Origin of the sequence: Acinetobacter sp. ANC 4805 (genome assembly GCF_022549495.1) — a bacterium.
In the GTDB taxonomy this organism is placed as follows: Bacteria; Pseudomonadota; Gammaproteobacteria; order Pseudomonadales; family Moraxellaceae; genus Acinetobacter.
On record NZ_JAKZGD010000005.1, the window covers coordinates 113,323 to 133,113 of the forward strand.

19 protein-coding genes are annotated in these 19,791 nt (G+C 37.1%); 9 read left to right on the plus strand and 10 right to left on the minus strand.

Annotated elements, in window-relative coordinates; translation table 11 throughout:
- Window positions 1-12 precede the first annotated feature (12 nt).
- Both MMP60_RS08390 and htpG read left to right on the plus strand, forming a co-directional pair.
- Complete coding sequence (locus MMP60_RS08390; protein ID WP_241335980.1) at window positions 13-363, plus strand: hypothetical protein; 351 nt, start codon at window positions 13-15, stop codon at window positions 361-363.
- 117 nt (window positions 364-480) lie between these two features.
- Window positions 481-2,400 (plus strand): molecular chaperone HtpG, encoded by a 1,920-nt coding sequence (gene htpG / locus MMP60_RS08395; protein ID WP_241335836.1) that lies wholly within the window; start codon window positions 481-483, stop codon window positions 2,398-2,400.
- A gap of 93 nt (window positions 2,401-2,493) precedes the next feature.
- Here the strand turns inward: htpG and MMP60_RS08400 are convergent, their stop codons facing one another.
- The 5 genes from MMP60_RS08400 to MMP60_RS08420 form a co-directional block, all read right to left on the minus strand.
- Window positions 2,494-3,378: a selenocysteine synthase gene (locus MMP60_RS08400; protein ID WP_241335837.1), complete on the minus strand. Its 885-nt coding sequence runs from the start codon at window positions 3,376-3,378 to the stop codon at window positions 2,494-2,496.
- 135 nt (window positions 3,379-3,513) lie between these two features.
- A complete protein-coding gene (locus MMP60_RS08405) occupies window positions 3,514-4,647 on the minus strand; it encodes a hypothetical protein (protein WP_241335838.1) in 1,134 nt (377 codons plus the stop codon).
- A gap of 201 nt (window positions 4,648-4,848) precedes the next feature.
- A complete protein-coding gene (locus MMP60_RS08410; protein ID WP_241335839.1) occupies window positions 4,849-6,291 on the minus strand; it encodes a hypothetical protein in 1,443 nt (480 codons plus the stop codon).
- 11 nt (window positions 6,292-6,302) lie between these two features.
- Complete coding sequence (locus MMP60_RS08415; RefSeq protein WP_241335840.1) at window positions 6,303-6,488, minus strand: hypothetical protein; 186 nt, start codon at window positions 6,486-6,488, stop codon at window positions 6,303-6,305.
- A 399-nt stretch (window positions 6,489-6,887) separates the two neighbouring features.
- Window positions 6,888-7,577, minus strand: a complete 690-nt coding sequence (locus MMP60_RS08420) for a DsbA family oxidoreductase (RefSeq protein ID WP_241335841.1) — start codon at window positions 7,575-7,577, stop codon at window positions 6,888-6,890.
- A gap of 176 nt (window positions 7,578-7,753) precedes the next feature.
- Here MMP60_RS08420 and MMP60_RS08425 point away from each other — a divergent pair, with 176 nt between their 5' ends.
- Window positions 7,754-8,503: a hypothetical protein gene (locus MMP60_RS08425; RefSeq protein WP_241335842.1), complete on the plus strand. Its 750-nt coding sequence runs from the start codon at window positions 7,754-7,756 to the stop codon at window positions 8,501-8,503.
- A gap of 47 nt (window positions 8,504-8,550) precedes the next feature.
- Here the strand turns inward: MMP60_RS08425 and MMP60_RS08430 are convergent, their stop codons facing one another.
- The gene (locus MMP60_RS08430) at window positions 8,551-9,249 is read right to left on the minus strand and encodes a hypothetical protein (RefSeq protein WP_241335843.1); all 699 of its coding nucleotides are present in this window, start codon (window positions 9,247-9,249) and stop codon (window positions 8,551-8,553) included.
- A gap of 304 nt (window positions 9,250-9,553) precedes the next feature.
- Between MMP60_RS08430 and MMP60_RS08435 the strand changes: the two genes are divergently transcribed.
- Entirely contained in the window at window positions 9,554-10,051 is a 498-nt protein-coding gene (locus MMP60_RS08435) for a hypothetical protein (protein ID WP_241335844.1), read from the plus strand.
- Window positions 10,052-10,101: 50 nt separating this feature from the next.
- Here the strand turns inward: MMP60_RS08435 and MMP60_RS08440 are convergent, their stop codons facing one another.
- Entirely contained in the window at window positions 10,102-10,725 is a 624-nt protein-coding gene (locus MMP60_RS08440; RefSeq protein ID WP_241335845.1) for a PH domain-containing protein, read from the minus strand.
- 353 nt (window positions 10,726-11,078) lie between these two features.
- Between MMP60_RS08440 and MMP60_RS08445 the strand changes: the two genes are divergently transcribed.
- A complete protein-coding gene (locus tag MMP60_RS08445; protein WP_241335846.1) occupies window positions 11,079-11,543 on the plus strand; it encodes a hypothetical protein in 465 nt (154 codons plus the stop codon).
- Window positions 11,534-11,842, plus strand: coding sequence for a hypothetical protein (locus MMP60_RS08450; protein ID WP_241335847.1), 309 nt, complete (start codon window positions 11,534-11,536; stop codon window positions 11,840-11,842). The genes MMP60_RS08445 and MMP60_RS08450 overlap by 10 nt, the downstream gene beginning before the upstream one ends.
- A gap of 28 nt (window positions 11,843-11,870) precedes the next feature.
- On the opposite strand, the gene MMP60_RS08455 is transcribed toward MMP60_RS08450, so the two are convergent.
- The 3 genes from MMP60_RS08455 to fadB all read right to left on the minus strand — a co-directional run bounded on the left by MMP60_RS08455 (window position 11,871) and on the right by fadB (window position 15,861).
- The gene (locus tag MMP60_RS08455; protein ID WP_241335848.1) at window positions 11,871-12,374 is read right to left on the minus strand and encodes a hypothetical protein; all 504 of its coding nucleotides are present in this window, start codon (window positions 12,372-12,374) and stop codon (window positions 11,871-11,873) included.
- A 148-nt stretch (window positions 12,375-12,522) separates the two neighbouring features.
- Complete coding sequence (gene fadA / locus MMP60_RS08460) at window positions 12,523-13,695, minus strand: acetyl-CoA C-acyltransferase FadA (protein ID WP_241335849.1); 1,173 nt, start codon at window positions 13,693-13,695, stop codon at window positions 12,523-12,525.
- A gap of 12 nt (window positions 13,696-13,707) precedes the next feature.
- On the minus strand, window positions 13,708-15,861 hold the full coding sequence (fadB, locus tag MMP60_RS08465; protein WP_241335850.1) for a fatty acid oxidation complex subunit alpha FadB: 2,154 nt from the start codon (window positions 15,859-15,861) through the stop codon (window positions 13,708-13,710).
- Window positions 15,862-16,471: 610 nt separating this feature from the next.
- On the opposite strand from fadB, the gene MMP60_RS08470 reads away from it, so the two are divergent.
- The 3 genes from MMP60_RS08470 (at window position 16,472) to MMP60_RS08480 (ending at window position 19,392) form a co-directional block, all read left to right on the plus strand.
- A complete protein-coding gene (locus tag MMP60_RS08470; RefSeq protein WP_241335851.1) occupies window positions 16,472-17,536 on the plus strand; it encodes a GGDEF domain-containing protein in 1,065 nt (354 codons plus the stop codon).
- Window positions 17,537-17,691: 155 nt separating this feature from the next.
- On the plus strand, window positions 17,692-18,606 hold the full coding sequence (gene lpxO, locus MMP60_RS08475) for a lipid A hydroxylase LpxO (protein ID WP_241335852.1): 915 nt from the start codon (window positions 17,692-17,694) through the stop codon (window positions 18,604-18,606).
- Between the two features lie 228 nt (window positions 18,607-18,834).
- Window positions 18,835-19,392: a hypothetical protein gene (locus tag MMP60_RS08480; RefSeq protein WP_241335853.1), complete on the plus strand. Its 558-nt coding sequence runs from the start codon at window positions 18,835-18,837 to the stop codon at window positions 19,390-19,392.
- Window positions 19,393-19,791: the final 399 nt, after the last annotated feature.

Consider the following 19,791-nt stretch of genomic DNA (forward strand, 5'->3'; position numbering starts at 1 on the left):
GAATGATCCATGATGAAAAAATTGATAAGCACAGCATTATTACTCACCCCCTTATTATTTTTCTCGCAAGCCTATGCAGCCAGTTTCTCTTGTAAAACCGCAAAATTGAAAACTGAAAAACAGGTCTGTAGCGATCAAGGTTTAAATGATGCAGATGTGAAGCTTGCAACAACGTATCAGATTATTCTGCATGCTTTACCTATGGGGGGAAGAGATGCGGAAAAGGATAGACAGTTTCAATGGTTGAAACAAAGGAATGCATGTGCTGCAAGTACAGCATGTATTCAACAGGCTTATTTACAACGCCAACAGCAGCTTGATCAATTGTTACAAGAGCGTGTGTTCAGCCATGGACCATTCTAATGGTATTTTATTGATCGATGGATGAAAAAAATCAAGATTCAGGATTGAAAAATCATAGATATGCACCATTCATAAATCATTCTAAATAGATCAGTATCATCAAATAAGGAGTCATTTATGAGCGAACAAGCATCAAAGAATTATAGTTTCCAAGCTGAAGTTGCCCAGTTATTGCATTTAGTGACGCACTCTCTCTATTCTAACCCTGAAATTTTCTTACGAGAATTGATCTCGAATGCCTCAGATGCTTGCGATAAATTACGTTTTGAAGGGATTAATCATCCTGAATATTATGAGAATGATCCAGACTTACATGTCCGTGTCAGCTTAGACAAAGACAATAAGACCTTAACCATTTCTGATAATGGAATTGGATTAAGTCAACAAGAAGCGATTGATAACTTGGGTACAATTGCAAAATCGGGCACCAAAGACTTTATGTCGAAATTGAGTGGCGATCAAAAAGCGGATGCACAGTTGATTGGTCAATTTGGGGTCGGTTTTTATTCAGGCTTTATTGTTGCTGATAAAATTACGGTTGAATCACGCCGTGCAGGTTTGGATGTAGCAGAAGGTGTACGCTGGATCAGTGGCGGTACAGGTGAATTCGAAGTTCAGAACATTGAAAAAGCAACGCGTGGTACAGACATCATTTTACACTTACGTGATGATGCACTTGATTATTTAGAATCGTATAAAGTTAAACAAATCATCAATAAATATTCAGATCATATTAGCTTGCCAATCGAAATGCAGAAAGAAGTATGGCAAGAGGAAGAGGTCGCTGAAGGTGAAGAACCAAAAGGCGGTCAAATGGTCAAAACAGATGAATGGGAAGCGATTAACTCAGCGAGCGCGCTATGGACGCGTAGCAAGAATGAAATCACAGATGAACAGTACATTGAGTTCTATAAGAATCTCAGCCATGATTTTACAGCACCTTTAGCTTGGGCACATAACCGTGTCGAGGGCAGTACGGAATACACGCAATTATTGTATATTCCAAGTCAAGCCAAACAAGATCTCTTTACCCGTGAAGCGAAAGCAGGTATTAAACTGTATGTGAAACGTGTGTTTATCTTGGATGAAGCAGATAATTTGATTCCAAATTATTTACGTTTTGTTCAGGGGGTTGTCGACAGTGCAGATTTACCGCTGAACGTAAGCCGTGAACTTCTACAAGAAAGCCGCGATGTGAAAACAATTCGCGAAGGTAATGCACGTCGTGTACTGACTTTATTGGATGGTTTAGCAAAGTCGGAAGATGAAACAGACCAAGAGAAATTCAAAACTTTCTATACTGAATTTGGTTCGGTATTGAAAGAAGGTTTAGGTGAAGATACAGGTAACCGCGAACGCATCTTAAAATTATTACGTTATGCGACGTCAACCAGTGACGAAATCACAACGTCTTTTGCTGCCTATAAAGCACGAATGAAAGAAGGGCAGAAAGCGATTTATTATGTGACTGCTGATAATTTAACGGCTGCGAAAAACTCACCACAACTTGAAGTGTTTAAGAAAAAAGGCATTGAAGTTTTGCTCATGGCAGACCGTGTTGATGAATGGGCGATGAACTTTGTATTTGAGTTTGATGGTACGCCACTGCAAAACGTATCTAAAGGTGCAGTTGATCTCGGTGATTTACAAGATGCCGAAGAGAAAAAAGCACTTGAAGAGGCAGCTGAACAATTCAAACCTGTGGTTGACCGTTTAAGTGCATCGTTAAAAGACAAGACCAAAGAAGTTCGTGTGACCACTCGTTTGGTTGATTCACCGGCATGTTTGGTAACCAGTGAAGGTGAATTGTCTCCGCAATTGATTCGTATGCTGAAACAAGCAGGACAAGCTGTTCCTGAGATTAAACCAACCTTAGAGATCAACCCTGAGCATCCTTTGGTGAAAAAATTAGAGAACTCAGCGCAGTTTGATGATTTAGCCAATGTGATTTTTGATCAGGCAGTGATTGCAGAAGGTGGTTTACCCGAAGATCCAGCAGCCTATGTGAAACGCATTAATAGTTTATTATTGAAATAAGCAACAGCATAAAAAAACCTCTGCTTCATTGGCGGAGGTTTTTTATGTCTATGGATAACATTAAAGTTATCCACAGAGATGCTGATCTTTTCATCAGAAGTGTGCTTCAAACTTCATTTGGTAGTTGAGGTAATAGCCTTGCTCGGTGGCAGGCATGTTTACATAATTAATGTCATTTTGCATATAGATCCAATTACGCCAAATGGGTCGCTTCCAAGAAAAATAAGGCCCCCATTCATTGACACGTAGTGCTTTGTTCTCGTAATCACCTGTACTAAAAATGCCATAGGTGAGATTATTTTGAGACAATAAATTCAACTTCTGAAAGGTGCGATTACTCCATATATATTCTGTATCTTGTGTTTTAGAAAAGTTAAATTGTGTGGAAAGCTGATTTTGTTGTTGGAATTGTCGGGTTAAATTTAAGTGAGTTTCGGTATAGTTCTTACTGCTTGAACCATAACGAAAAATTTGTTCTGTATCGAGATGTAGTCCTGAATGTAATGCCCACCGTTTCTTTGCTAAAAATTGGATATAAATATCTGTCTCTGAATTTGTACCTAAATCAAGATCATTTCTAAAAGGTAACCAACTGGAAATCGTAGTCCAGCTTGCACTCAAAGGGCTGGGTGTAGCGCTGATTTTATGAGAATGATGTTTAGTACTTTTCCCTAATTTCTTTGTCGGTTGGGGTTGTTGTGCGCGTTGCCATAATGAGTCATGACCAAAAACCTCCATGAGTTCTTGACTTAATTGTTCATTAGTTTGTTGTTCAATATCGAGCGTGATTGGGTGAGTACAGCTCAAAGCACTTTGTTGAGGTTGGTTTTTAGTATAGCTAAGATGTGCAGTAATAGGTGAGAGTGTAATATCTCTGCTCGAAGGTAAGACGACAGCCAATAAAGGGAGCTGTAGATAACCGAGAGACAAGGTTCCTACAATCAATAAATACACGGGCAAAGCGTATCGTTGATTCATGTTGAAATAGAGAAAGATAAAAATGACATGATGATAACAATCAAAGCTTAACTGTTTATTTACTTTAGAACGATTGTTAGAAATAAAAATGCCCAATCGACAGTTTGATTGGGCATTTAGATGATTTAAGTGAATTTAGAATAGGGTTTCAAGACGAACAAATGTACTGATGAAATGGCTGCGGTCTTCACGATGATCATTGAAATAGTTTAGATCGCCTTGTACATAGAACCACTCACGCCATAGCGGTTGTCTCCATGAGACAAAGGGTCCCCAACTGTTTAGACGTAAGTCATTGCTGTTGTAATAGCCACCTGTATAGATACCGTAATTAAAATTGTTATGCGCAAAGAACTGGTGTTGGCGGAAAATTCGATTATCCCAAGTGAGGTCATCATCTTGCGTATCGGCATAGGTCAAACTGAATTGATTTGATAAAAATGGCTGATTGGGGCGCGCATGAATCAGTTCTAGATTGGTTCGAAGATAATTTTCACTATCACTGCCATAACGGTAAATTTGCTCAGCATTGAAGTGGAAATTATTATGTAGCTCCCAATTTTTCTTTGCTCTTAGGCGGAGATAAACATCATCCCCAGAACGAATACCGATATCGGCATCTGTTTCGAAAGGAAGTTTTTTCGAGAAATCTGACCAACGTAACGCAATTGATCCATTGGAATCACGTGTTTGCTTAGAGTCGAATCTCTTATCCGGATCTTGATTCGGTTGGGTATTGGTATTGGCAATATTGTTGCTAAACTCATCATCGAGTGAATCATCACCAAATACCACACTGAATTTTTTTTCTAAGGTCGGTAAGCGGATTTTCCCTCGAATACGCGGTTTGACCTCATATTCATCATACTTATTCCAGTAATTATCCAACATGACACGAATCGTTGCTGAAGCAGGTCTTTCAGGATCAACATCACCAAACCAATCATCAATTTTGACAGAGGTTTGATCAGCCCAATGTCGAATATCACGTTGTTTACGATCAACCCATGTTTTATCTTCTGTTTCTGAGGTGGGTGGGACAATCGGTTGATTGGATTGTTCAGGGAGAACCGTTGGGGTCGCATCGACCCATTTAGGAATATAATCTAAGACATTTTCTTGGGTTGTTTCAGGTTTTAAAACATTCTGTTGCTCAGGCTCAGCTATACTTGTATCTGTCGCTGCATTGACTGTAATTGGCAAGCCTAATGAAAGCACAAGTAACGTGTACAAGATCTGCGATGGTACCGTTTGATTAAGAGTGGTCATGATTCAAACTTATATATTGTTATTCATTTAACTTTTGATGATTTGCCCCATAAAATCAAGCTAAAGACACAAAAAACAGCAATTCAACGAGATTGCCCATAATTTCTCGTGTAGGTCGCTATAAAAAATCCATCATCAGACTTGCGATATAAATATCGTAGGTCTGATGATGGATAAGCATTATGATTATTTTATAAGAAATTATGATGCAGAAAGATCTGCATTTTCTAAGGCTTGGTATAAGTCATGTACGGAAATAGGTTGTGGTAAACGACTAATCACTTGACGTATCAATTGCCATGTATAGCCATCTGCACGATCTAATAAAAGATATGGATAAGCTTGATCTTCACTTGATAGTTTTACGCGTTCAGAACCATGTAACACTCTAATTTTTTGGCGTTCTCTGAGCAAAATCACAGGTGTTAAAAAAGTCGCGGTCGTTTCTTCGAAAGGAATAAATTTCTGGGTATTAATAAACGATGCAGGAATGTATGGATATGAGCGATCATTACGTTGCCAAACCTGACTACCATTCATGATACATTCATTAAATAAGGTCTCATGGTGATGGTAATGCTGTTTAAACGTGACCCAATCTATTTGATGGATGGAGCTAGTTTGGGTATGACGTTGGTCTGTATAGGCTTGTAGAATGGTTGTTGCATAGTCGATACTATGTGTACCGATTAGCACGACATAATGCGAAAATTGTCCTTGTCCGTAGAGCTGTTCCGCAACAAAGATTTGGGCTTTTTCCCATATCGGTTGTACGTCATTCTCGGCTTTTAAATATAACCAATCAATTTTAATATTTTGATCAATTTCATCATGTAATTCGACACGATATAAAGAAGGGAATGTTCTTGGGTCTATACGTTCAAGACGACAAAGTAATCCATCTAAATTGAAATCTTTAAGCGCAACGGGTTTCGCCTTATTGAGATTTGCAACTGGGCGTACATTTTGCCTAAAACTTGGTTTAGGCTTTGCTGGCGGTGGCGTCGTTGCGACTTGAGTTCGTGGTACAGATTGAATTCTTTCTTGAATAAGTGCTTCGAGTTGTGCTTCAAAATTCGCAGTTTCTTCTCTCATAGCAGATAATCTGTCCTTGTGAATTGTCTGATTTGAATCTAATGATAAATTTGTTGAACTTTGATGAATTGGCTCTAAAACAGGAATAAGACTTTTGAGCTCATCATCTGTTTTTATATAGTCATTGGTATGTGTCTGTAACCATTCCAAAGCTTGTTGGGTCGATATCAGCCAAGGACTCTTTAAAAAAGATAATGCTGGACGAATGACCCAAATTTGCCAATGTTGAGCTTGACGTAAAGCAGCCCACCCCATATCACCAGAGGCAAATAACGCATGTTCAACTCGGCCCATGAAGTTGAATGTACCACGATAAGTCAATGCATAACCAAAACGTTCCAATTCATCAGATGAAAATTCTTCTTGTTGCATAAGCTCTCTAAATGGAGTGAGTTGATCTTGAAAAACGGGATCATCACAAGATGCACAAATGTCTTTAATACGTTGTTTTGATTTGGCAATCTCAAAATGCGAGGTTTTATCATTATTAAGCCCAACAATGAGATGTTTGAGCTCGTCAACCAATAATGCTTTCTCTAATACGTCCATTGATAGTTTCCTTAGAGATAGGCTTGAGCCTGTTTTAAATAATGAATAAGTACAATATTCACAGCATCATCTAACAGTTTGTATTCAGGTGTATTCGTCAAAGTATGCTGCCTAGCCAATGCTACAAGCTGCTCTATGCATATTTGTTGTGGTTGAATTTGACCATTTATTAGGGCTTGTAACTCTTGAATTTTCATAAAAAAAGAATGTCACTTTATGACGATTATAGAAGAAAACCATGCAAAATCTATAGACCGCAAGTTAGTAAAAAATCTCATTTAGGTATTCTAAATAGAGATTTTGATCATGTTTTAGCTTTCAAAATATCAACACCGTAAAACAATAAATCGGATAAATAGATAGTTATACGAAAACATATCTATAAATATATCATCAAATTGTGATTTATATCACAATTCAGTGAGTTAAAAGTTGATCAATGAAGATGGTTACTTTGTTACAGGATTTTCTGCTCAAGATAAGCGGTATTCTTTTCAGGATAATAGGTGAAGGCACAAGAATAGCGGTCTTTGAAAATGTCCTGAACAAGCTTCAAATTGATCTTGAAGCTTGTGATTTAGTAAAAATAGTTAGGACTAAATTTCACACTGATCATCGTTACATTGGGCCGCATCAGTTTGCTTGATTTCTTGTGTAGATACTGATTGGGCTTGTTGTAATGCTTGTAAGAAAATCTCACGTGGTTGCGCACCTGAAAGAGCCAGTTTTTGATCAAAGATAAAAAAAGGCACGCCAGTAACATTTAATTGCTCACGTGCAATTTTTTCATCATGGCGAACAAAATCTGCCAATTCATCTGAATCCAGTACATACTCAACCTCAGCATGATCTAAACCAATCCGTGATGCTATTTCTTCCACGATTTCACGTTCACCAATTGCAAGACCTTCGGTCATATAAGCATGAAAAAAGGCTTCTTCTGCCTCATTGCCTAAACCTTTACTTTGAGCAAGATGAATGATCCGATGGGCATTAAAACTATTGCCTGAATTGGCTTTTTGCCATTGGAAGTCGATGCCTTCAGCTGCTGCCATAGCAGCGACATTCCGCTCCATTTCTTCCATCTCTGCATAACTACGTCCATATTTCTGCGCTAAGCGTTCAGTATTCGATGTGTCATGTTTTACAGGTGCATTTGGATCAAGCTCAAAGCTATGCCAGTGAATATCAAGCTCGATACCTGCTTGTTCAGCAACATGCTCAAGACGCTTTTTACCGATATAACAAAAAGGGCAAACCACATCTGACCAAATATCTACACGCATGGTATATCTCTACAATTTTAGTTCAACCAATAATAGGGGCAGTGTTATTGAATTTAAAGCGATGAAAATGTAATGCTCCGTTACGAGAAATGAAATAAAAATTATATAAGCTACAGTGTTTTATTGATTAAACTGAAATAAAACAACATAAAAATATAATTAAGGTAGGAGGTTGTATGCGCCGTTTTCTATTCTTCTTCGCAGTCATTGTAATCTGTATAAGTACTTTCTTTTTCTATCAATATCGTGTGCAGCAAAAAGCAGTCAATACTGAACAAATGTTTGAAGTGGTGATGGCTGAGAAAATGCGAGAGCTGTATGACCAAGCGCAAGATTGGTCGAAACCTGTGCAAATGAATGTGCATGATGATCGTTTGTCAGGTGATTATAAGTTGATGTCAGAATTTTTACTCAATTATTGGATGCAAAATACGGAAGCCCGAAACCATTATTTACGTGAGCTTAAAGCAGCAAATTGGGATACTTTTTTAGATGTAGAGCGTTTGGATCAAGATCGTCAGCAAGCTTATAAAGACACTGAACAGATGTTTATTGATGTTCGGAGAATCTCAGAGGAATATGAACAACGGCGGCAACAGATACAATCAAGCTCACTTGAGCAGGCAAAAAATCTTGCTATTCATAAGGAAATGCGTAAATCACTACAATCAAAATTAGAGAGTAATCTTAAAATAGATCAAGCTCATGATATTTTTGCGATTGAGCAGAAGATCATTGAAAAGGCACAAGCCATGTTTGATATGTTGAAAAAATATCAGTGGCAGAGAAAAGATCAAATGATACTTTTTTATGAAACAGCACAAGTGAAAAAGTTCAATGCACTGTACCAAGACATTTTGAAGTTGAATGCCAAGATAGAAAGAATTAAAAACAATAATGTCAAAGTATTGGATGAAGAATTGTAGTTCGATCAAGCAATGATTCAACTGATGAATCATTGCTAAAATTAACTTTAGTCGAAAATCTTTTCTGCTGCTTGGAAAGGTAAACTCACAACATCAATCGCCACAGCAAAAGGCAGTAGTACCAGTTTTTCTAAAGGATTCATACCTGATTTGGATTTGTAGCTTTCTTCTTTATTGGTATAAATCGTCACTTGATATGGCTTACTTAACGCTTTTAATGAGGTGAGATTATTTGCAGCAGGGTACACGACACCAGCAAGCTTAATATCAAAACAAAAACGTTGTGCTTGCATACGTTCATCACTTGAGGATGAACATTCTTTTGCACCATTTTCAATAAAGAACTCTAGATCTTTTTTGCTTAAATCTTCTTTAAGTTTTATATAGGAAAGTGGCAATGTACCTGAAAAATTACCATCATTCTTTTCCGAATAAAAACTTAAGTCCCGTGTCATTTGAATATTTTTAGCATCAAGTTTGCTAATCAAGCCCACAAATTGAGAACCGCCTTGAGTCAAAATATAGCTATTTTTTTGCCCTGCGATCACGATACTGTCTTTGGGTAAATTTGATGACATTTGTGCAGGTCGCCCAAAAGCAACCACATTGTCTTCAACTAAAGTGACACGTTCTGTTCGAGTATAGGTTTTGTTGTCTTTGTTAATCAGTGTTTTGGTTGCACAGCCAGTTAAACATAATCCTGTAATTGCGATAGCGCTGGTTGTTCTAGTCAGAATTGAAAACATCCAGTTCTCCTAATGATTTAAGTTTAAAATCTAAAAAATAATTGATATTCATAAAATATTTAAAAGACCATAATGAAAAATCTAAATAGAAGCGAGGACTTTTCTCCTAAATAGGCCGATCTTTACAAAGATTAAACATGATGGATAACATGAGAAAATTTGATCTATCGTTTAAAATTTTGGTGAAATTTACCGTTTATCTGAGCCATACTGAATCAAGTACGACTTTGTTGTAGCCTGTTCTATAGATGCTTTTATTTTATTCACTACATGTAAACATGGTGACTCATTTTTGGAGCAAGCGATGAACTTTCTAAAACGATCAGCCCTTGTCACGGTATTTTCTGCTCTTGGTTTATCAACCGTACACGCTGATGAGGTTGCAACTCTACCGACCATTCGTGTTATGGCAGAGTCTGAGTTACGTGAGGAGGTCGGACCTGTTCCATTTCAAGAAGATGAAAAGGTACGCCAAGCACTTCAGCATCGTATCTATAAAACCCATACAGATATGCAAAATGCAGGAATTAGCGAGATCACTGGTGGCATTGAATATGAACCACAAGTGCCGTCAGGCTTGTCTCAAGTTTCACCTGAGTTACAGCAGTATATTTTAGCTGTTGCTTCGGGTTTTCAATCATCTGATCCAACCAATGGTCTATTTAGAATACTAGAACCCCTGAACATTAATCGAAACAATATCGATGGGATTCGGGATGGCACGATCAAAGTGAATGTAGATGATATTTTAAGATTACAGCAGCAAATCCAATATGGTTTAAAAGACTTTAGACAGCCATAGCTTCTATCGTTGAAGTTAAAAATCCCCGCATATTGCGGGGGATCTCTATCTTATTGTTTTAGGTAACGTTCAAAAATTGCAGAAAAATCATAATTCTCAATTTGTTTACGACGTTCAGTAAACTTATTTTCAACTTGAATGGTGGTCTGAGAAATAATGTCAGGTAAGTTCAATAGAATTTGTTCTGGTAATTCACGCAGAGAAAACATGTTATTCACAGCTTGTTGAGTGATTACTAACGAATTCATTTGGCGTTCAATTTCTTTGCATGCTTCACCGATACTAAATAGAGCTTTATATAGATCACGGACTTTTTCAATTTGTGATTTTTCAATATCAATTGAATAAGCTGCCCCTGCGAGTTGGAACTTGAGTTCAACGTCCCGATCAATTGTACCTGCTGTTTCTAGAAGCACCCGACTGATCTGATAGTGTTTATATGGATAGCGATTCAATGTCCGTTTTTTGCTGACCGCACTTGTACCATCTAGATGAATGAAAGCAGTATTGGTAAAGCAGTATTCATCGGTTTTTGCTTTGATCAAAAAGAAAATCTTTTCATTGTCTTCATGGAAAATATAGTCATCAATATCGGTCTTATCATAATCTTTAGGCTCAATAATTTTACCGATATCACTAGTTCCCATTAGATCGGCTGCCATATTTTTAAACATTTTTAGAACCTTATATTTTTTGGAAAAATGATCTTAATCTGATGTCGCTTTATTTGTCTATAGGCTTTCTTTAAGTTGAATAGTGGTTTGAATTTTCTAATAATTTTAGTTGGTTAGGAATAACTGACGATAAGCGGAGTTATTTTTCTCACGTATTTAAGAATTAAACACGTTTGATAATTGTCGTGATACTTTATTAATACCGATTTTCGAATCGTTGAAAGTATTGGAGAGTTGCATCGGGTCGATGCATAGTGTAATTAAACAGCATTTTGTGATGTTGGTGGAGCAAGCGAGTCATAACTACTGATATTTATAATCTATTTGATAGGGTTTAATGGATTACTTTTATTATGAATGATTTTGAAACAAATGGTTATTTAACATGTACTGAATGTAGTTCTTTGAATAGAGTGAAGAATCTTAGTGATCAAGGTATTTATAAATGTGGTACCTGTAAAAGTACTATAATGATCGTAAGCAAGGAAAAGAAAAGTGGTGGATGGGGAGCGATAGTTGTAATTTCGATTTCTATTGGAATTACTGGTTATTTGGGAGTTGATAAAATTCATGAGATGCTTAAACTGGAAGAGATTAGTTATTCTAAATTGAAAACGACATGGACAGAAGCGCAAATACAGCACTTTGATATGAAATGTAAAGCAAGTTTTACAACGAGTAAGCCTAATTGGTCTGCTGAGAAAATTGCTAAAACTTGTACTTGTTATGTTAGCTTTATTGTAGAGAATACAGATTTTCCAATATGGGGTAAGTTAAGTGACGGTATTGTAAGTACTGGAGATAAAAAATGTCGATAGATGATATTAAACAGAATGAGCAAGTGACCAAGTTTTTGGAACTACTGGAAGCTTGTTATAACGGCAAATTAAAGCAGTTTAGTGATGATTTTTCTGATTCGGATTCAACTTTTTATGAAAAATTAAAAAAAGAAGTACAGCGCTCCAAAGTAGGTGAAATTTCAGCTAAAAAGGAAGATATTTTTAAAAAATATAATTTTTTCTTAGAGTATAGGCTTTGGGAGGAGAATAATACTGATAAGAAAATGAAGAAATTTGACTTTAACGTTGATGGATTAATTAAAAGTATATGCAAATAAGGAAGGGAGCAAAAGCTCCCTAATAGGGTTATTTACATGCTCCTGGAACACGGCACGCACAACTGGATGGAGCATGGCATGCATGATCATCTCCACATCTTGCTGCTATTGTAAAATCTGGATATGGACCAAACCATATTTCGTATAATTCTTTTGTTCGTTGAAACGTATTTTCTAAGTTTTGTTGATCTAACTCATCATGAATTCCAAAATATGGATAATGATGTAGGTAGGTTCCAAATACTTTTAAACAATCCATTTGATAGTTTCTTGTATCTAAAATATGAGCATGCCAGAACTCATCTACTAATTTGTTTGGTACAAATGTTTCTTTTGGATAAAAATATTTAAGAGCTAAAAATCTTTTATATTCTTGCTCAGCAAACTGACATACGTTTTTTGACATAACAGCTTCTTTAGCTGACGTAAGTTTAAACTTTAATTTGTCAAAATTTAAAGCCTCGATAGATGCAGGTAAAATAGTGCTTTGTAGAGTTGTATCAATTGTTAAATTAACTGCTAAATGTGTCATGGGCTTATCCTTTTCGAATGCTTAAGGTTTTGTAGTGATTAAGCTACGAAAGGAATATTGCCAGTTTAAGTATATTCAAAAAGGGACAAATACGGGACAAAAGAAAACCCCGCAATAAGCGGGGTTCTTTTTCTCACGTATTTAAGAATTAAACACGTTCGATAATAGTCGCGATACCTTGACCAAGACCGATACACATCGTCGCAAGACCGATTTGTGTATCTTGTTGTTCCATCACGTTCAACAATGTCGTTGTGATACGCGCACCAGAACAGCCTAATGGGTGACCTAATGCAATCGCACCACCATTGTGGTTGATGATGTCTTGTTTATCATAAACGCCTAAGCCTTTCATTACTGATAAGCCTTGAGCAGCAAATGCTTCGTTTAATTCGATAGTTTGGATATCCGCCATCGTTAAACCAGCACGTTTAAGCGCTTTTTGAGTTGCTGGAACTGGACCGTAACCCATGATCGCAGCATCACAACCTGCAACTGCCATAGAGCGAATTACAGCACGTGGTTTTAAACCTAATGCTTGAGCACGTTCAGCAGACATAAGCAACATTGCAGAAGCACCATCAGAAAGAGCAGAAGAAGTTGCTGCTGTTACTGAACCGCCTTTAGGGTCAAATACTGGTTTCAATGCTTTGAACGCTTCAAGGTTTGCATCAGCACGAATTACTTCGTCGATGTCACACAAGATTTTGAAGCCATTCGCATCATGACCTTCAACACCAACGATTTCGTTTTTGAAACGACCTTCGAGTGTTGCAGCCCAAGCGCGACGGTGAGATTCAACACCAAACGCATCTTGTTCGTCACGAGAGATACCATTCATACGACCTAACATTTCAGCGGTTAAGCCCATCATGTTAGATGCTTTTGCATAGTGTTTAGACGCTTCTGGGTTAAGGTCGATGCCGTGCATCATACCTACGTGACCCATGTGCTCTACACCACCGATGATGAATACATCACCTTGATTGGTTGCAATCTGTGCAGCAGCAGTGTGAAGTGCTTGCATAGATGAACCACAAAGACGGTTTACAGTTTGACCTGCAGCAGTCTTAGGTAAGTCAGCCAATAAACCAATGTTACGAGCAATGTTCATACCTTGCTCTAAAGTTTGGTTTACACAGCCCCAAATTACGTCTTCAACTTCGTTGGTATCAAACTGGTTACGAGCAACAAGTGCACGTACTAATTCAGCAGATAAACTGTCTGCACGTACATTACGGAACATACCGTTACGTGATTTGCCCATTGCTGAACGAACGCCATCAACAATTACAACGTCACGTGGATTTAAAGTAGCCATTCACGTTGCTCCTTAACCGTAGAATTTTTTGTTGTTAGCAGCCATGTCACGCAACATCTGTGGCGCTTCATAAGCTTTACCTAAGTGTGCATATTTGTCGCAAAGCGCAACGTATTCAGCAACACCTGTTTGGTCGATGTAACGGCATGGACCACCACGGAATGGAGGGAAACCTACACCCATGATCATCGCCATATCTGCTTCAGAAGCAGTTGCAACGATGTTGTCTTCTAAGCAACGAACTGTTTCGTTACAGAAAGCAAGCATCATACGGTCAATGATTTCTTGGTTGTCAAATTCGCGTTTTTCACCAGTGATGAAAGGTGCAATGATTTCGTAAGCTGTTGGATCAACAGTTTTCGCTTTCTTACCTTTCTTATCTAACACGTATTTGTAGAAACCAACGTCATTCTTTTGACCAAGACGTTTTGCTTCGTACATCGCTTCGATAGAACCTTTGTAGTCTGGCTTCATGCGGTCAGGGAAACCTTCAGCCATCACTTCTGCGCCATGAACACCTGTATCGATACCAACAACGTCGATCAAGTATGCAGGACCCATAGGCCAGCCGAATTTCGCCATTACATTATCCACTTGTTGGAAATCCGCGCCATCTTTTACAAGAAGGTCGAATGCACCAAAGTAAGGGAACAATACACGGTTAACTAAGAAACCTGGGCAGTCGTTGACAACGATTGGTGTTTTACCCATTTTCTGAGCAAGAACAACAGTAGTTGCAATCGCTTCATCAGATGTCTTCTCACCACGGATCACTTCTACCAATGGCATCATGTGTACTGGGTTGAAGAAGTGCATACCAACAAAGTTTTCAGGACGTTGTAATGCTTTAGCCAAACGCGTAATTGAAATCGTAGACGTGTTAGAAGCAATGATCGTATTTTCACGAACATTTTTCTCAGTGTCTGCAAGTACCATTTCTTTTACTTTTGGATTTTCAGTCACTGCTTCGATCACGATATCCACTTCTTTAAACTCATCGTAGCTTAAAGTAGGACGGATGCGAGCAAGTGTTTCACCCATTTGCGCAGGTTTCATTTTCTTGCGTTCAACTTGCTTAGTCAGTAAGCCATTCGCTTCTTTCATACCGAGTGCAAGTTGAGGGTTACCAATGTCTTTCATGATGATTGGTGTACCTTTGCTTGCCGTTTGGTAAGCAATACCACCACCCATGATACCTGCACCTAATACAGCTGCTTGGTTAACAGGGTGAGCACCTTTCTCATATTTTTTCGCAGTTTTCTTCACAACTTGGTCATTGATGAATAAACCAATCAATGCACCTGCTTGTGGAGTAATTGCTGCTTTAGCAAAACCTTGAGCTTCTGCTTTTAATGCATCATTACGTGTAAGGCTTGCACCTGCTTGTAATGAGTCAAGTAACAATTTAGGCGCAGGGTATTGTGCCGGGTTTGCTTTAGCAAGTACCGCACCTTTCGCTGTATTGAACGCCATCATTTGTTCAAGCGGGTTCAATTTGATTGCGTCTAATTTTTCTTGACGTTTTGCTTTCCAGTTCAAACGACCAGCAAGTGCTTGTTTCACTAAGTCAACAGCAGCTTCTTGTAATTTGTCAGCAGCAACAACCGCATCTACAGCACCATCTTTGAGTGCAGCAGCTGGTTTTTTAGGATTCGCCATTGCCATCCATTCAACGGCATTGTCGATACCGATGACACGGCTTAAACGTACGCTACCACCAAAACCAGGATAGATACCAAGTTTGATTTCTGGTAAGCCAACTTGTGCTTGCTCAGACATGACACGGTAGTCACACACTAAGCACATTTCAAAACCGCCACCAAGTGCTGTGCCGTTAATAGCAACAACTTTAGGCATATCTAAATCTTCAAAGCTATTGAAGACGTCATGTACAGGCATAAGCCAATCAACAATTGCTTGTTCACCAGCAGCGAAGTTGTCGCCAAATTCAGTAATATCTGCACCAACAATAAATGTTGATTTTCCAGATGTAACAACTAAGCCTTTAATGTCGTTATTGGCTTTAACCGCAGCAATTGCTGCTTGGAAGTCTTCGATGGTTGCACGGTTAAATTTATTAACCGACTCACCTTGTAAGTCAAAGCGGAATTCTGCAATTCCGTCCGCAAGCATTTGGACGGTAATGGCATTGCCAGCGTGGATCATGCCTGATCTCCCTTGTTGTGGAGGACTCTGAGTTGATGTCATAAAGCGTGTATGCGTTAGCGCACACAAAATGCTTCGCTAATCTTACGATAACTATATCCAAAAAGGACATAACAAGTTGTATCAAGCCGTGACGCTAGGGTCATCTATTGATATAAAGACCTTATTTTGCATCATTATTTTTACAAATAAAGAAAAATTTTCTTTAAAAAACATAGATAAAGCTAATTTTATAAAGTTTAATTGTTGATTAGTAACGTGAATGTTGATCATAAAAGTTGATTAATGACTTATTTATGCGTGTGGAATGTATTTGTATTTTAGTACATCGCCATAATCAAGGATTTTTATAGGGTGTTTTGGCGTATTTATTGCATGGCAATTTGGGTGATTGAAATAAGATTTACTTTTTTAACTAATTGTAAATATTTAACTTTTATATTTTATTGTTTGATCTTAATTTTAGAAATAGTCCGATGCGCTGACCAAAAATGTTAGTTATGACTTATTTTTTGGGTGGTCTGCGGAACCAGTAAAAAAATAATTATTTGTTGAAAGCATGTTTTGAAGGCTGAAAAGAGACAAACTTATTTAAAAAGGCTGGGTCAGGATGAAACCAACAGATCAAACATTGATGAAACAAATGCATATTTCTATTGAGGAAATCGAATATCGACGATCCTTACTGACCTTAACCCATCAAGAATTACAGCAGTTGGTGACGTTGGGTGAATTGCTAGATTTGGAATATGTAATTGATCAAGTCGTCATCCGATTTTATCAACAACAAACCTCGATTTCTGAGATTGCAATATTGATTGGTGATATTGATACGCTATCTCGTTTACAACGCGCGCAACGCCAGTATTTGGTTGATTTGTTTTCGGGAAACTATGATGCGAATTATGTTAATAATCGTCTAAGAATAGGTTTGGTTCATAAACGGATTGGGGTAGAACTTAAGTTATATCTATCAGCAGTTTATCATTTAAAGGCAATGTTAATTTTGATGATTCAACAACAGTTAGGAGATACAGTCGATTTTCGCCAAATATGCGCTACGTTAGAAAAATTATTCATGTTTGATATGTCTTTGGTGGTGGAAACCTATGTGTGGAGTCTCGTTAGTGAGTTAAAGACATCTAAAGATAAAATTGAACAATATGCATCTGTTTTAGAAGATCGTGCGCAGCAAATGGAAGCTTTGTCTCAGACAGATCCTTTAACTGGCTTACTTAATGTGAGACATTTAGATCGTATTTTAAGCTCAATTATTGATACTGCTGAACGAAGTTTAGAACCCGTGACCGTTGTATTTATTGATATTAATGATTTTAAAATGATTAATGATAATTTTGGGCATTCTAAAGGTGATCAAATTTTAAAAGTTGTGGCAGATGCGATTCGATATGTTGCACGATTAGATGACCATTGCTTTAGATGCGGTGGTGATGAATTTTGTATTGTATTTCCTCGTTGTACAGAAGAGCAGGCAACTGAAAGTTTTGTGCCTAGATTACTGCAATACGTCTATCAAATTGAACCTAACATTACCCTCAGCATCGGTGTAAAGCAGACGGATCATGTTGATGGCTATCTAGATGCATCTCGTTTGGTTCATGAAGCCGATGCAAAAATGTATCTAGCTAAAAAAGAGCAGAAAATAAAAAAATAACAAATTTTATTTAAAAAGTCGTGTGGTCTAAGTGGTTGATATTTACAATTAATTTTAATTAATAAGTAAATGAAGAAATTGTTAAACTAAAACTGGCTAGAAATTACAACAGACGATGTTAAAATTTAGCAATTATTCTTTTGTCGATTTCTCCAATGGTTAAATGGATCATATTAGCAATTTTCATTATTTCTGCTTTGTATATTCATCGTCGTGGTCAGGTTAGACATTCGTTTTATCGTCAATTTTTTGACCATTCAACGTTATTTGCTCCCGTTAATTTCTTAATGTACTTATTTTCTAAAGTGCCGAATCAACCTTATATTGAGACTCAATATTTTAAGGATTTAAAAGTTCTGGATGAAAATTGGGAAATGATTCGTGATGAAGCCAAAGCATTATATGCAATGGGCGGTATTAAGGCTTCGAGTAGTTATGATGACTTAGGTTTTAACTCTTTTTTTAAAACAGGTTGGAAGCGTTTTTATTTAAAGTGGTATGACTCAGCGCATCCATCCGCAGCAGAGCTTTGTCCTAAAACAACAGCTTTATTAAAGACTTTACCGAGTATTAAAGCTGCGATGTTTACAGAACTTGCACCTGATAGTCGTTTAGTTCGTCATCGTGATCCATACGCAGGTTCATTACGCTACCATTTGGGCTTAATCACGCCAAACGATGATCGTTGTTTTATTGATGTCGATGGTCAACGTTACTCATGGCGTGATGGTGAAAGTGTCGTCTTTGATGAAACCTATATTCATTACGCAGAAAACACCACTGATCAAAATCGTATTATCTTTTTTGCAGATGTAGAACGCCCCTTAAAAACACGTTTTATGGAAAAGTTTAATCACTGGTTTGGCAAAAGCGTTATGACCGCTGCAAGTTCACCGAATGAAGTGGGTGATCAAACAGGCGGTTTGAATAAAGCATTTGGTTATGTTTATCAGGTTCGTCTGAAAGCAAAAGCTTTGAAAGCAAGAAACCAAACTTTATATTACTTCCTAAAATGGTTTTTAATGTTAGGTCTATTTTTTCTTATTTTTATTCGACCTTATGTATTTTAAATTTGTATATGATCAACGCCCGTAAGGGCGTTTTTTTATACATAGAAATTGTTTATTTATAATCATTTTATCAACTACGCTAATTTGCATGTATTTTTAATGCTGAAACATGATATTAAAAATAATCTTTGTTGAAAGTGTATCGAAAAATTCGCTTTTTTATTTTAAGATATGCGCTCTAGTTGACCAGACTTTATTGGTCAATTCATATGTTCTGAGCTGAATATAATGTCAATAAATACAACCATATTTCTAGCATTGCTTCTATTTTTTGTTTTGCAAGAGACTGTGGGAAGTGATCAATCTAATAAGGTTACATCCAATGAGTTAAATGAAAAGACTCGAGTAAAAGAGCATGTTATAGCTTCAGGAAATGACAATAAATCAGAGAAGCCACAAGTAACAAAAGAACAGGATCATCATGTGGATACTCCTGTAAATTCAGTCGAAAAGAGAGATTTATCTAAGAAAGTGCAATATCGAATAACACCTGTAGTTCCTAGTTTTAGTCCAGATGAGCTGAACTGGAAAAAGCAACAATTGGTTCTAGAGTTGTTCGTGAATGTACATGGAGATGTAGAGCGGGTTATGTTGAAAAATATGAATAAAACAGATAAGTCTGATAAAATTTTTCAAAAATTAAAACCAATATTTCTAAACGCAAAGTTTTACCCTTATCTTGATAATGGAAAGGCAGTACCTTTTCGAATTGAACAGCCTATAGAGATTGAAGTCCCAAAAAATAAATCCTTACTTCATAAGATTTTTGGTGAAAACAATCATTAGGTAGGGCATGAATCTATTATTAAGTCGAATAAGTAAAGTTTTGCTATAGTTCTTTGACTTAATTGGAGTTGCGGCTCTAGAATTTTTTGATCTTTAATGCTTGATTAGATAAAAGAATTTCTGCTAAAAGTTATCGTAAGGTGCACTTTTTTTATAAAACCAATATGAAAACTCAAGCTTATATTTATCTAGAGAGTGATCAAGTATATGGCGACTATATTGATCATTTCTATAATGAACATAATGTAAAGTGTATGCGTATTATGTTGAGAGTAAAAATCAGGGGTCTATTTTACTCCTGTTCATTTATATTCAAAGACTTCTCTTCATGGATATTAGGAGAGCTTATTCATTGTGAGATAAATTTTCTTTGTTATGACGGAGAATTAAATTTCTTTA